The organism is Ruegeria sp. YTSA144 (assembly GCF_059610125.1).
Map to the genome: position 1 here is coordinate 259,097 of NZ_JBXWNA010000001.1, position 13,284 is coordinate 272,380.

Consider the following 13,284-nt stretch of genomic DNA (forward strand, 5'->3'; position numbering starts at 1 on the left):
TCAAGCCTGAGCATGTATGTGCGGACATTATACCGTGGCCCGGGGCTGCATCGCCAGCCCGAAATGCCCAAGCGAAGATAAGTGCCCAAATGCTGCTGCTGATCGACAACTACGACTCGTTTACCTACAATTTGGTACATTATTTAGGCGAACTTGGTGCCGAAATGGTCATTCGCCGAAATGATGCGCTGGATGTGCAGGAAGCGATGGCCATGAACCCTGCCGGCATCCTGCTGAGCCCTGGCCCCTGCGATCCGGATCAGGCGGGGATTTGCCTGGCACTGACACAAGCTGCGGCCGAAACCAAAACGCCGCTTTTGGGGGTTTGCCTGGGCCATCAGACCATAGGTCAGGTGTTTGGCGGCAAGGTGGTTCGATGCCATGAGATCGTTCATGGCAAGATGGGCACGGTGAAGCACACCGGCAAAGGCCTGTTTGCCGGACTGCCCTCACCCTTTGAAGCAACCCGATACCATTCGCTGGTGGTCGAGCGCGAGACCCTGCCCGATTGCCTCGAGATCACGGCCGAGCTGGACGACGGCACCATCATGGGGCTGCAACACAAGGAATTGCCGATCCACGGTGTGCAGTTCCATCCGGAATCCATCGCATCCGAGCACGGCCACGCCCTTCTCAAGAACTTCCTGCAAGAACTGAAAGTCCCGGCATGAGCGACGCGCTTAAACCGCTGATCGGAGCTGCTGCCGATCGTCCTTTGACACGTGCCGAGGCCGAAAAGGCCTTTGCCATATTGTTCGATGGTGAAGCCACGCCCAGCCAGATCGGCGGTTTGCTCATGGCCATGCGGACACGCGGCGAGACGGTCGATGAATACGCCGCGGCGGCGGCCGTGATGCGCGCGAAATGCAATGCCGTGAACGCACCCGAGGGGGCGATGGATATCGTCGGCACCGGTGGCGATGGCAAAGGCACCCTGAATATTTCGACCGCGACCGCTTTTGTCGTGGCCGGTGCCGGAGTCACGGTCGCGAAACACGGCAATCGCAACCTGAGCTCCAAATCCGGCGCGGCGGATGCATTGGGCCAGATGGGCATCAACGTCATGGTTGGCCCGCAAGTCGTTGAAAATGCGCTGAAAGACGTTGGAATCGGCTTCATGATGGCGCCAATGCACCACCCTGCCATCGCCCATGTGATGCCGTCCCGGCAAGAACTGGGAACGCGCACGATCTTCAATATTCTCGGCCCCCTGACCAACCCTGCTGGCGTCAAACGGCAATTGACCGGTGCCTTCAGCCGCGACCTGATCCGCCCGATGGCCGAAACGCTTGGCCTGCTGGGCTCGGACCGGGCCTGGCTGGTGCATGGCTCGGACGGGACGGACGAGCTCACGATTACCGGCATCAGCTGGGTCGCCGCTCTGGAAGACGAGATGGTGAAAGAGGTCGAACTGCACCCAGAAGACGCTGGTCTTCCCGTGCATCCTTTCGAGGACATCATCGGAGGCACGCCCGAGGAAAACGCCGTTGCGTTCCGGGCTTTGCTGGACGGTGCCCCGTCAGCGTATCGTGACGCGGTGCTGCTGAATTCGGCCGCCGCTCTGGTCGTCGCCGAAGCGGCAAATGATCTGCGCGAAGGCGTGGCCATGGCTGCTGAAAGCATCGACAGTGGCAATGCCAAAAACAAAATCACGGCCTTGGCCGCCAAGACACAGGAAGCCGCATGACCGAAACCGTTCTGGACAGAATCAAAGCCTACAAACTGGAAGAGGTCGCGGCCGACAAGGCCCGGAAATCTTTGGAAACTCTGGAAGGTGAGGCACGGGCCGCCTCGGAGCCCCGTGGCTTTGCCGATGCGCTGCAACACGCCTCGCGGCAAGGCTATGGCCTGATCGCCGAGATCAAGAAAGCCAGCCCGTCCAAGGGGCTGATCCGGCCGGATTTCGACCCGCCCGTTCTTGCAAAGGCTTATGAAGATGGTGGCGCGACATGTTTGTCCGTCCTGACCGACACCCCCAGTTTTCAGGGCAAGAAAGAGTATTTGACGCAAGCACGCGAGGCGACATCCCTGCCCGCTTTGCGCAAGGATTTCATGTACGACCCGTATCAGGTGGTCGAAGCTCGCGCCCTGGGGGCGGACTGTATTCTGATCATCATGGCCTCGGTCAGTGATGATCAGGCGGCTGAACTGGAAAACACTGCATTCGATTGGGAGATGGACGTTCTGATCGAAGTCCACGACGAAGCAGAGCTTGAACGCGCGGCACAGCTGAAAAGCCCGCTGATCGGTATCAACAACCGCAATCTGAAGACCTTCGAGACAACGCTCGACACGACGCGCCGCCTGTCCAAGCTGGTGCCTGCCGATCGCACCATCATTTGCGAAAGCGGATTGGGCACGCCAGACGATCTGAGGGACATAGCGCGGTATGGGGCCCGCTGCTTCTTGATCGGAGAAAGCCTGATGCGCCAGGACGATGTCGAAGCCGCAACGCGCCATATCCTGTCCAACCCGCTGATCCCCGGAGTGATGTGATGCCACTGACCCATTTCGATGCCCAAGGTCAGGCACATATGGTCGATGTCTCGGGCAAGGAGGTAACAGATCGCGTTGCCGTTGCCGAAGGTCACATCAGGATGGCGCCCGAAACCTTTGAAATCATTTCCGAAGGTCGCGCCAAGAAGGGCGATGTTCTGGGTATTGCCCGTTTGGCCGGCATCATGGGTGCAAAGAAAACGCCGGACCTCATTCCGCTGTGTCATCCTTTGCCGGTGACCAAAGTGGCGGTCGAGCTTACACTTGACCCCGACCTGCCGGGTGTTCGGATCCAGGCCACCGTCAAGACCTCGGGCCAGACCGGGGTCGAGATGGAAGCGCTGACCGCCGTATCGACAGCCGCGTTGACGGTATACGACATGACCAAGGCCGTAGATAAGGCGATGGAGATAGGCGGCATTCGCGTTCTGCTTAAAGATGGCGGAAAATCAGGGCGTTACGAGGCGAAATGATTACTGTCGAAGAGGCGCGCGCCCTGTTGTTCGATCTTGTGGGGCCATTGCCGGCGGAAGAGGTTCCACTGGCCCAGTCCGCAGGGCGCGTTCTGTCGCGGGACGTCACGGCCACGCGGGATCAACCGCCTTTTGCCGCCTCTTCCATGGATGGCTATGCGGTCAAATCTGACGAGGTCGAACTGCACGCCATGTTCAAAATCGTGGGCGAGTCAGCGGCCGGGCGTCGTTTTGAGGGCGCTGTAGGCCCCGGGCAGGCCGTTCGCATCTATACCGGCGCCCCTGTACCCGAGGGTGCGGATTTCGTTGTGATTCAAGAAGATACGGACCGCCGCGGCGATCTTCTGACAATCACGGACACACCCGGCGCCAAAACCAACATTCGGCCCGCTGGCGTGGATTTCAAGGCTGGCACGTCCATATCGGCCCCGCGTTTGATCCGCGCGGAAGATGTGGCCTTGATGGCCGCTATGAACATCCCCCGCGTCCCGGTTTCGCGCAAACCCGTGATCGCCCTCATCTCGACAGGAGACGAGTTGGTCATGCCCGGGGAAGAACCCGGCCCGGATCAGATCATTGCCTCGAACACGTTTGGCCTGAAGGCAATGCTCGAAGGATTGGGGGCTGTGGTGCGCGTGCTTCCGATCGCGCGGGACACTGTTTCGTCGCTCGAAACGGCCTTTGGCCTTGCGCAGGGGGCGGATCTGGTCGTGACGATCGGCGGGGCGTCGGTTGGCGATTATGACCTCGTGTCGGACGTCTCGCAGGGGTTGGGAATGAAACAATCCTTCTACAAGATCCGAATGCGCCCCGGAAAACCCCTGATGGCCGGTCGTCTCGGCAACGCGGCCATGGTCGGGTTACCGGGCAATCCGGTCAGCGCCATGGTCTGCGGCTATCTGTTTCTGGCTCCGATGGTGCGCCGGATGCTGGGGCTTGAACAGGTGCTGCCCCCCTTCCGCACGGCCCGGCTGAGTGGTCCTTTGCCCGAGAATGGCCCGCGCGAACACTATATGCGCGCCGTGGTGACGGATGCCGGTATCGAGGCTTGCGCAGATCAGGACAGTTCGCTTCTCAGTGTACTGGCCCAGTCCAACGCGCTGTTGGTCCGCGCCCCACACGATCCGGCGCGCGACATCGGGGAGATGGTCGAATACCTGCCGATCTGACCTGCCCTCAAATTCGTTGACACAAAACGTGAACATGCGTAGAACAAAAGAAAACGCATGAGCGACGAGGTGTGAGCGATGCTGACCAAGAAGCAATTGGATTTGCTGGAATTCATCCACAAACGCGTGCAGGCGGACGGTGTTCCGCCCAGTTTTGATGAAATGAAGGCTGCTCTCGACCTGCGGTCGAAATCCGGCATTCACAGGTTGATCACCGCATTGGAGGAACGCGGGTTTATCCGCCGCCTTGCCCATCGCGCTCGGGCCATTGAGATTGTGAAACTGCCCGAAAGCCTTGGCGGCGAGCCAACGGCCGGCTTTACACCCCGCGTTATCGAAGGTGACAGGCCCAAGGGTCCCCGCCCTGCGAACGTGGAGCCTGTATCGGTGGACGCGCTGGAGCTGCCAGTCATGGGCCGGATCGCAGCCGGTGTTCCCATCGAAGCAATCAGCCATGTTTCGCATCACGTGGCCGTCCCCGGCCCCATGGTTTCGGGACAGGGTCAGCATTATGCATTGGAAGTTCGCGGAGACTCGATGATCGATGCCGGCATCAATGACGGTGATGTGGTCGTCATCCGGGAAACCTCGACCGCGGATAACGGCGACATCGTGGTTGCTCTGGTCGAAGATCAGGAAGCGACCCTCAAGCGGTACTTCCGTCGCGGCAATGCAATCGCGCTGGAGGCTGCAAACCCGGCTTATGAAACGCGCGTCCTGCCCGAAGAGAAGGTCAAGGTTCAGGGCCGGTTGGTCGGACTGATCCGCACCTATTGAGCCTGCTTGGAATGACGGTCCCCGGCAGGTTTCGGGGACCAAAGCCGATGACCGGTCATGTCTGCGCTTGAGGTCAGCTTTCCGTTCGAAACCGACAGGCTGCCGGTTTCGTACAACCGTTCCGGATCGAACACCCCGCACGGACCTTGCAGGGCAAGCGCAACAGCCGAGATGATGATCTGGTTGTCCCGACATTCGTCAAACGCGCGCGCCGCCCTTTTTCCGGTGATATGGATGATCTCATAGTCCTTCAGCGGGTAACGTTGAACGATGCTGCCGTCCGGCCATCTGAGCGCCGCCTCGATCTGATCAACGCCGTCTCCGTCATTTTCAAGCCAGACACCGGCGACAAACCCACTGCCTTTGCTTTTGCTGAGAGCCCTGCCCTTGTCGGTCATCACGCCGACCAACCCGCCGTTTTCAGCGATCAGAACATCCGGTCTGTGACCCGAGTTCCAAAGCATAAATGCCAGGGCAACAGGTACTGCTCCGGCCCATCGTGCTTGTCCCTGCCACAAGGCCATCCACAAGGCGCCGAATGCGACCAGTGGCAGGATGTACCATGGCGGGCTGACCACAAAACCCTGCGCCCCCTCAAGGTGCGACACCCAGTCGGAAACCGTAAGGATCCAATGCAATGCCCACCCCATGACGGTCAGGGCAAGTGCCTCCAGTCCAAACGGGGCAAGAAATGCAGCGACGACGGCAGAGGGTACGACGAGAAGCCCCATGACGGGAACGGAAAGCAGGTTTGCCAGCAGACCGTAATGGGACATCGTATTGAAATGCGCTGCACCAATGGGGGCTGTCGCAAGACCTGCAATTGCCGATGACATCACCACGCCAACGACCGGTTTCAACCAGTTTGGGCCGGGTAACGGGCCTACCTCTCGCAACGCTCCGAAGACGGCGACCAAGGCTGTGGTTGCGGCGAACGACATTTGAAATCCGGGGCTCAGCAGCGACTCGGGTCGAAGAACCAGAACGATCACGGCGGCAACAGCAACCGCACGCAGCGAAATCGCGCGTCGGTCGATCAACACGGCCCCCAACATGACGCTGACCATGACAAAGGCTCGTTCGGTTGCAACGTTCCCCCCGGACAACAACAGATAAAGGGTTGCGGCACAAAGCGCGAGCACAGCGGCCACTTTCCGAACCGGAAGTCGCAACGCCACAGGAGGGCACAGCGACAGACCCAATCGGCAAGCCACGAACACGAAACCGGTCAGAAGCCCCATGTGAAGCCCGGAAATGGCCAACAGATGCGCAAGGTTGGACGCCCGCAAGGATGAAAGCGTCTCCTGCCCCATCCCGCTGCGATCTCCGGTGGTGACGGCCGCGGCAAATCCACCGATTTCTCCGGGCAGGATCTGCCTGACCCGCTGCGAAATGGCCATGCGGATCGCAGTGACCCGAATGCCGGCAATCCCCTCTGTCGCGGGTGCGATGGTCATGACCGGGACGCGGGTATAACCGACCGCGCCCAATCGTTGAAACCAGGCATGGCGGCGAAAGTCGAACCCTCCGGGCTCGACCGGGCCTTGCGGCGGCGAAAGATGACCGGTGGTCATAATGCGCTGCCCCGGTGCGATAGTGCCCGCCGGACCATGAACGGAAAGACGGATGCGCTGCGGCCTGCGCTCCTGAGGCACATCCCCTATGCGTACCTGATCAAGCGTCAACCGCAACGCATCCGAGGCAGACCGATCCATGGCGACGACCCTCCCCTCGACAGGGCCATAATATCGCCACGACAGAACCGGTTCCGCCACCATATGGGCGCGAACGCCTACCAGAATGAAACCGGCAGCGATCAGCGCCCCCCCGATTGCCAACGTTCCCACCCCCGGTGGCAGCCGGCGGCGCAAGGCGACCAGAGCAATTCCAAGACAGACAAGACCGGCATAAACTGACCGATCCGGCTCGACGCGGACGCCGAAATACAGACCAATCCCCGTCGCCAGCAAAACCGGCGTCCAGGGGAAAAGGTAGCCTGTCTGGTGCAGCAGCGCGGCCTCGACCCGTGCAAGAACACGCATGGTTGCCCCCGTCCTTCGGGCTCGTTAGACAGGCGTCAAACTATGCCAGATACGGTTACCAAAAGGTTAATCCTCACCATGACTGAACAGGTCGTCACTCGTTTTGCCCCCTCGCCCACCGGTTTCCTGCATATCGGCGGCGCGCGCACTGCATTGTTCAATTGGCTGTATGCGCGTGGTCGGGGTGGCAAATTCCTGCTGCGGATCGAAGACACCGATCGCGAACGTTCGACACCCGAGGCGACCGCCGCGATCCTTCAGGGCATGGCCTGGCTTGGCCTTGATCACGACGGTGATGTGATCAGCCAGTTCGAAGGGGCCGCCCGTCACGCCGAAGTCGCGCATCAGTTGCTGGCCGAGGGCAAAGCATACAAATGTTTCTCGTCTCAGGAAGAAATCGCGGCTTTCCGGGACCAGGCGCGCAGCGAAGGGAAATCAACCCTGTTCCGCAGCCCATGGCGGGACGCCGATCCCTCGACACATCCGGACACACCTTTTGCCATACGCATCAAGGCACCTCAGGACGGGGTGACCGTGATCCACGATCAGGTTCAGGGCGATGTGAGCATCCGCAACGACCAGTTGGACGACATGATTCTTCTGCGCTCGGACGGAACACCCGTCTACATGCTGGCGGTCGTCGTCGACGATCACGACATGGGCGTCACCCATGTCATCCGCGGCGACGATCACCTCAACAATGCCGCGCGGCAAATGATGATCTACGAAGCCATGGGCTGGGACGTTCCGGTCTGGGCGCATATCCCGCTGATTCACGGGCCTGATGGCAAGAAGCTGTCCAAGCGCCATGGTGCGCTTGGAGCGCAGGAGTATCAGGCCATGGGCTATCCCGCAGCCGGGATGCGCAATTACCTGGCCCGGCTGGGCTGGAGCCATGGCGACGATGAGTTTTTCACGGACGCGCAGGCAAAGGACTGGTTCGATCTGGATGGGATCGGCAAAAGCCCTGCGCGGTTTGATCTGAAGAAGCTTGAAAACCTGTGTGGACAGCATATCGCAATCTCGGACGATGCTGCGCTGCGGCAAGAGATCGAAGCATATCTGGCCGCAGCAGACCTTCCGCCCCTTACTGAGACACAATCCAGTGATCTGGAACGTGCGATGTATTGCCTCAAGGACCGGGCGCGCACCTTCCCTGAACTACTTGAAAAGGCTCATTTTGCACTGACAAGCCGCCCGATCGCTCCGGATGAAAAAGCCGCAAAGGCGCTGGCAACTGTATCCGATGGTATACTGACGGAATTGACGCCGCATCTGCAAAATGTTAGCTGGTCGCGGAACGAACTGGAGGAGGCACTGAATTCCTTTGCCGAGTCAAAGGAGCTCAAGTTCGGCAAGCTGGCCGGTCCGCTGAGGGCCGCTCTGGCGGGTCGTGCCGTTACGCCTTCGGTTTTTGACATGATGCTTGTGCTGGGACGGGAAGAAACCCTGGCGCGGCTTTCTGAAGCAGCGAAATAACCCAAGCTTCATAAACGGGTAACGCTGCTCCGCTAACACCCGGACTGCGCGTTCACGCGCAGTCATTGCCCGTATCACCGGAGGTATCTCTGGCGTGCGCATGAATGAAGAAGGGACAACCATGACTGAAAGCAACAAAACAGCCACTCTGACCGTTCACGGCAAAGAGTACGAGTTGCCTGTTCATTCTCCGACCGCTGGTCCGGATGTCATTGATATCCGCAAGCTTTATGGTCAGGCCGGCGTCTTCACCTACGATCCCGGATTCACTTCGACCGCAAGCTGCGACAGCACCATCACCTATATTGACGGCGAAAAAGGCGAGCTGCTGCACCGGGGCTATCCGATCGACCAACTGGCCGAAAAATCGCATTTCCTCGAGGTTTGCTATCTTCTGCTGTACGGAGAACTGCCGGCGGCAAAGGATCTTGAGAAGTTCGAGACCACGATCACACGCCACACCATGCTGCACGAGCAGATGCAGTATTTCTATCGCGGTTTCCGCCGTGACGCGCACCCGATGGCCATCATGGTCGGCGTTGTCGGCGCGATGTCGGCCTTCTATCACGATTCAACGGATATCTCGGACCCGCAGCAGCGTGAAATCGCATCGCATCGCCTGATCGCCAAGATGCCGACAATTGCTGCATGGGCCTACAAGTACCACACCGGTCAGCCCTTCGTGTATCCGCGCAACGATCTGGACTATGCGTCGAACTTCCTGCGCATGTGTTTCAGCGTCCCTGCCGAGGAATATGAGGTCAACCCGATCCTCAGCCGCGCCATGGACCGTATCTTTACGCTGCATGCGGATCACGAACAGAATGCCTCGACATCGACCGTGCGTCTGGCGTCATCCTCGGGGGCAAACCCGTTTGCCTGTATCGCCGCCGGCATCGCCTGCCTTTGGGGTCCGGCTCATGGCGGCGCAAATCAGGCCTGCCTGGAAATGCTGGAAGAAATCGGCACCGTTGATCGCATTCCCGAGTTTATTGCCCGCGCCAAAGACAAGAACGATCCGTTCCGCCTGATGGGCTTTGGTCACCGCGTTTACAAGAATTTCGATCCGCGCGCCAAAGTGATGAAGCAATCGGCAGACGAAGTTCTTGATCTGCTGGGCGTTGAGGACAACCCGAAATTGCAGGTTGCCAAGGAACTGGAACGCGAAGCGCTGGAAGACCCGTATTTCGCCGAAAAGAAGTTGTTCCCGAATGTCGACTTCTACTCGGGCATCATCCTCGAAGCGATGGGTTTCCCGACTTCGATGTTCACGCCGATCTTCGCCCTGTCGCGCACCGTTGGCTGGGTCAGCCAGTGGAAAGAGATGATCGCCGATCCGCAAAACAAAATCGGCCGCCCGCGTCAGCTGTACTTGGGCGAAACGCTGCGCGATTACGTGGATATCGAAAATCGCTGATACGCGCCTCACGAAGATCTGTTCCGAAGGCCCCGGTACTGCCGGGGTCTTTTTGTTTGGGCTCAAGCAATGAGAGCGCGAAGACCCGGTATTTTCCCGCGCAAGACAGCAGCGGACATGCCGGGGCGCATGACCTCAGAACAGGCTCAGTTGGTCTCCGGGCTGCGGCGGCACCGCAAACAAGTCGCAACGCAACGGGGCCGATCTTACGGACAGCCCCAGACGTTTGCAGGACTTCAAAAACCTTTGAGCGATGATCCCGGCATACTCACCCTCGCCCCGCATTCTGTGCCCCCAACGCGGATCGTAATCCCGCCCCCCATGCATTTCCCGCAGTTTGGACATGACCTTTTCCGCCCGCGAAGGCTCATGATCGGCAAGCCAGCCCTGCCAAAGCTGCGAAACCTCGCGCGGCAGGCGCAACATGATCCAGCTAGCGGCATCCGCGCCAGCCTCTTTCCCGGCTTCCAGCAGGCTTTCAAGTTCATGATCCGTCAGCCCCGGCACGATGGGTGACGTCATAACGCGCACCGGAATGCCCGCTTCCGTCAGCGCTCGGATCACGCGCAGCCGCCGAAGTGGCGACGGTGCCCTTGGTTCCATCCGGCGGGACAAATCCGCATCCAGCGTGGTCAGCGAAATGCCAACCCGTACCAGCCCCCGGCCTGCCATGTCGGCAAGCAACTCCAGATCCCGCTCTATCAGAGTACCCTTGGTGACGATTGCGACCGGGTGATTGAATGCACTCAAAACCTCAAGGCATGACTTTGTAATCATGTGCTTTTTCTCAATCGGCTGATACGGGTCCGTATTCGTGCCCATTGCAATCGGCGCGACTTTGTAGGATCTGGCGGACAATTCCTTGCGCAGAACATGTCCCATGTTGGGTCGTGCGATCAGGCGGGTTTCGAAATCCAACCCTGCCGATAACCCAAGATACGCGTGGCTGGGCCGCGCAAAACAGTAAACGCAGCCATGTTCACATCCCCGGTACGGGTTGATCGACCGATCGAAGGGCAAGTCAGGGGATCGGTTGTAAGCAATAGCGCTGCGCGCAACCTCTTCACGTGTCTCGGTACGCAGCGGCGGCAATTCTTCTTCAATGTCCCACCCGTCTTCGGTTGCCGTGGTGACAAAACGTTCAAACCGACCAGCTTCGTTCGTCGTTGTTCCTCTTGCCTTGATCGTCCGCGCGATGTTCATGTTAGCTTGTTCTTCTTTTGTTCCCTCCCGAACATAGAGGGGGCGCCAATTTGGCGCAAGCCCCGCCAAATCACCAACGGATTGAACCGAGTTGAAAACTCCGCAGGATGATCTTGCAGACTTTTCTATCGAGCCCCCGCTTTTTTTGTCTTATAGGTCGGTCCCGAAACGACCGACGTCGCAATCGTCACAGTCAGGATGCGACGTTTTGGCCAAAACGGAAAAAATGCCACCACGGGCCGATTGCCCGCCCAGCACAGGGAACACCCCATGTCCGACGAAGAAGACATCGTCCTGTCCGAACTGAATGATGACGAACTGGTCGAGCAGATGTTCGACGATCTCTACGATGGCCTGAAGGAAGAGATCGAAGAAGGCACCAACATCCTGCTGGAACGCGGATGGACACCTTATGACATCCTGACCAAGGCTCTGGTTGGCGGTATGACCATCGTGGGCCATGACTTCCGCGACGGCATCCTGTTCGTCCCCGAAGTTCTGCTGGCCGCAAACGCGATGAAGGGCGGCATGTCCATTCTCAAGCCACTGCTGGCCGAAACCGGTGCACCGCGCGTCGGCAAGATGGTCATCGGCACCGTGAAGGGCGACATCCACGACATCGGCAAGAACCTTGTTTCGATGATGATGGAAGGCGCTGGCTTCGAAGTTGTCGATCTGGGCATCAACAACCCGGTCGAAAACTATCTGGAAGCGCTGGAAAACGAACAACCCGACATTTTGGGCATGTCGGCCCTGCTGACCACTACGATGCCTTACATGAAAGTGGTCATCGACACGATGGTCGAACAGGGCGTCCGCGACGATTACATCGTTCTGGTCGGCGGCGCGCCCCTGAATGAAGAGTTCGGCAAGGCCATCGGCGCGGATGCTTATTGCCGCGACGCAGCTGTTGCAGTGGAAACCGCCAAGGAATTCGTGGGCCGCAAGCACAATCAACTGGCTGGCTAGGACCCGGAAAATACTGATAGAAAGGCCGTCCAATCCGGGCGGCCTTTTCGATTCTGAAACGCTTTGTCACCGGAAGATCCGGATTATCCAATTGTAAACCAAAGCAGGTCTAAAAGAACGAGGCATCCACATGGCAAGGGGGTCTCGTGCCGACTACGTTCACAGCCATCTCGCTCGGCAAGCTAGCCGATATCGACAGTTTCGAAGGCAACAACACAGCTGAAAACGCTTCGGCGCTTGTGGGGAAAACCTTTGGCGGGTCCGACGATCCGCTGGCTCACAACAGCGTCACCTGGAGCGCAGTCGGCAATCCGGGTTCGTACTACAACATGAACAACATGTCGGCCAATGATCGGTTTTCGATCGATGGCGGGCCGCCTCAGACATTCGATGGCACTTCGGTCTACAACGCCACGATCACCTATTTTGACGGATCAACTGCCAGGATTACCGCAGTTGTGGCGCAGGATGTGGATGGCAACACCTATCTGATGCCGGAATTCTCGGACAATTCGGACCAAGCCGCTTTGGAGGCTGGCCCTGTCCGCTCGATCACACTCAACAACCTTGCCGGAAACCGGTATTCAGGCCTGACATCCCGTCGTGAGGATTGGGATCTGGTGCCCTGCTTTACCCCCGGAACGATGATCCGCACCGAGCAAGGCGCACGACCGATTGATACCCTGTCCGTTGGCGACCGGATCGAAACCCATGATCATGGGCTGCAAACCCTGCGTTGGATGGGGCGACGAACCGTCAAGGCAACGGGTCCGCATGCGCCTGTTCTTTTCAAAGCGGGCGCCATCGGAAACACGCGCGACCTTATGGTGTCACAACAGCACCGCATGCTGATTGGGGATTGGCGTCTCGAGCTGCACACCGGACATAGCGAAGCCCTGGCGCCTGCCAAACATCTCGTGAACGGGTCCGACATCATGCTGCGGCCCGGAGGGGTGGTGACCTACATCCACCTGCTGTTCGACCGCCACGAGCTGCTCTGGGCCGAAGATTGCCTGAGCGAGAGCTTTCATCCCGGCGCGCAAATCTGGGACAGTCTCGGTTCTGCCGCACGGCAGGAAATCCAGTCGCTGTTTCCGGAACTGACGTTGAATGGGCTTGCCGCGTACGGCCCGCTGGCCCGGCCCCTGTTGACCGTGTTCGAAGCGCATGCGTCGGCAGCCTGACATGAGATGTCGGATCGGGGCTTGCCCAATGGCCGCAATCATCCTCCTATGGGAACAGCCCCGTAGGATACCAAG

The 13,284-nt window shown here is 59.2% G+C and carries 12 protein-coding genes; 10 read left to right on the plus strand and 2 right to left on the minus strand.

From position 1 onward, the window contains the following. Nucleotides 1-89 precede the first annotated feature (89 nt). From AC2FF8_RS01330 to lexA, 6 genes are all read left to right on the plus strand, one after another. On the plus strand, nucleotides 90-671 hold the full coding sequence (locus AC2FF8_RS01330; RefSeq protein ID WP_257600807.1) for an anthranilate synthase component II: 582 nt from the start codon (nucleotides 90-92) through the stop codon (nucleotides 669-671). Then, nucleotides 668-1,687, plus strand: coding sequence for an anthranilate phosphoribosyltransferase (gene trpD / locus AC2FF8_RS01335; protein WP_170344149.1), 1,020 nt, complete (start codon nucleotides 668-670; stop codon nucleotides 1,685-1,687). Before AC2FF8_RS01330 ends, trpD begins: the two co-directional genes overlap by 4 nt. After that, a complete protein-coding gene (gene trpC, locus AC2FF8_RS01340; RefSeq protein WP_496878738.1) occupies nucleotides 1,684-2,496 on the plus strand; it encodes an indole-3-glycerol phosphate synthase TrpC in 813 nt (270 codons plus the stop codon). The genes trpD and trpC overlap by 4 nt, the downstream gene beginning before the upstream one ends. Beyond that, a complete protein-coding gene (moaC, locus tag AC2FF8_RS01345; protein ID WP_171725424.1) occupies nucleotides 2,496-2,969 on the plus strand; it encodes a cyclic pyranopterin monophosphate synthase MoaC in 474 nt (157 codons plus the stop codon). The genes trpC and moaC overlap by 1 nt, the downstream gene beginning before the upstream one ends. Further along, nucleotides 2,966-4,138 carry a molybdopterin molybdotransferase MoeA gene (locus tag AC2FF8_RS01350; protein WP_496878739.1) on the plus strand — a complete coding sequence of 391 codons (1,173 nt, stop codon included), beginning with the start codon at nucleotides 2,966-2,968 and terminating at the stop codon, nucleotides 4,136-4,138. Before moaC ends, AC2FF8_RS01350 begins: the two co-directional genes overlap by 4 nt. Before the next feature lie 78 nt (nucleotides 4,139-4,216). Further along, nucleotides 4,217-4,915: a transcriptional repressor LexA gene (lexA, locus tag AC2FF8_RS01355; protein WP_152458099.1), complete on the plus strand. Its 699-nt coding sequence runs from the start codon at nucleotides 4,217-4,219 to the stop codon at nucleotides 4,913-4,915. Here the strand turns inward: lexA and AC2FF8_RS01360 are convergent. After that, entirely contained in the window at nucleotides 4,909-6,957 is a 2,049-nt protein-coding gene (locus AC2FF8_RS01360) for a ComEC/Rec2 family competence protein (protein WP_496878740.1), read from the minus strand. The genes lexA and AC2FF8_RS01360 overlap by 7 nt on opposite strands. 78 nt (nucleotides 6,958-7,035) lie before the next feature. Between AC2FF8_RS01360 and gltX the strand changes: the two genes are divergently transcribed. Next, entirely contained in the window at nucleotides 7,036-8,436 is a 1,401-nt protein-coding gene (gene gltX / locus AC2FF8_RS01365) for a glutamate--tRNA ligase (RefSeq protein ID WP_425078327.1), read from the plus strand. A 121-nt stretch (nucleotides 8,437-8,557) separates the two neighbouring features. Further along, complete coding sequence (gltA, locus tag AC2FF8_RS01370) at nucleotides 8,558-9,853, plus strand: citrate synthase (RefSeq protein WP_425078328.1); 1,296 nt, start codon at nucleotides 8,558-8,560, stop codon at nucleotides 9,851-9,853. A gap of 135 nt (nucleotides 9,854-9,988) precedes the next feature. Here the strand turns inward: gltA and AC2FF8_RS01375 are convergent, their stop codons facing one another. Next, on the minus strand, nucleotides 9,989-11,056 hold the full coding sequence (locus AC2FF8_RS01375; RefSeq protein ID WP_425078329.1) for a PA0069 family radical SAM protein: 1,068 nt from the start codon (nucleotides 11,054-11,056) through the stop codon (nucleotides 9,989-9,991). 270 nt (nucleotides 11,057-11,326) lie between these two features. On the opposite strand from AC2FF8_RS01375, the gene AC2FF8_RS01380 reads away from it, so the two are divergent. Both AC2FF8_RS01380 and AC2FF8_RS01385 read left to right on the plus strand, forming a co-directional pair. Beyond that, nucleotides 11,327-12,025: a corrinoid protein gene (locus tag AC2FF8_RS01380; RefSeq protein WP_152458104.1), complete on the plus strand. Its 699-nt coding sequence runs from the start codon at nucleotides 11,327-11,329 to the stop codon at nucleotides 12,023-12,025. A 146-nt stretch (nucleotides 12,026-12,171) separates the two neighbouring features. Then, complete coding sequence (locus tag AC2FF8_RS01385) at nucleotides 12,172-13,209, plus strand: Hint domain-containing protein (RefSeq protein WP_496878741.1); 1,038 nt, start codon at nucleotides 12,172-12,174, stop codon at nucleotides 13,207-13,209. Nucleotides 13,210-13,284 lie beyond the last annotated feature (75 nt).

Bases quoted from the DNA above. Each gene is read 5' to 3' on its own strand.
- AC2FF8_RS01330 (WP_257600807.1), top strand. From the start codon at position 90: ATGCTGCTGCTGATCGACAACTACGACTCGTTTACCTACAATTTGGTA.
- trpD (WP_170344149.1), top strand. From the start codon at position 668: ATGAGCGACGCGCTTAAACCGCTGATCGGAGCTGCTGCCGATCGTCCT.
- trpC (WP_496878738.1), top strand. From the start codon at position 1,684: ATGACCGAAACCGTTCTGGACAGAATCAAAGCCTACAAACTGGAAGAG.
- moaC (WP_171725424.1), top strand. From the start codon at position 2,496: ATGCCACTGACCCATTTCGATGCCCAAGGTCAGGCACATATGGTCGAT.
- AC2FF8_RS01350 (WP_496878739.1), top strand. From the start codon at position 2,966: ATGATTACTGTCGAAGAGGCGCGCGCCCTGTTGTTCGATCTTGTGGGG.
- lexA (WP_152458099.1), top strand. From the start codon at position 4,217: ATGCTGACCAAGAAGCAATTGGATTTGCTGGAATTCATCCACAAACGC.
- AC2FF8_RS01360 (WP_496878740.1), bottom strand. From the start codon at position 6,957: ATGCGTGTTCTTGCACGGGTCGAGGCCGCGCTGCTGCACCAGACAGGC.
- gltX (WP_425078327.1), top strand. From the start codon at position 7,036: ATGACTGAACAGGTCGTCACTCGTTTTGCCCCCTCGCCCACCGGTTTC.
- gltA (WP_425078328.1), top strand. From the start codon at position 8,558: ATGACTGAAAGCAACAAAACAGCCACTCTGACCGTTCACGGCAAAGAG.
- AC2FF8_RS01375 (WP_425078329.1), bottom strand. From the start codon at position 11,056: ATGAACATCGCGCGGACGATCAAGGCAAGAGGAACAACGACGAACGAA.
- AC2FF8_RS01380 (WP_152458104.1), top strand. From the start codon at position 11,327: ATGTCCGACGAAGAAGACATCGTCCTGTCCGAACTGAATGATGACGAA.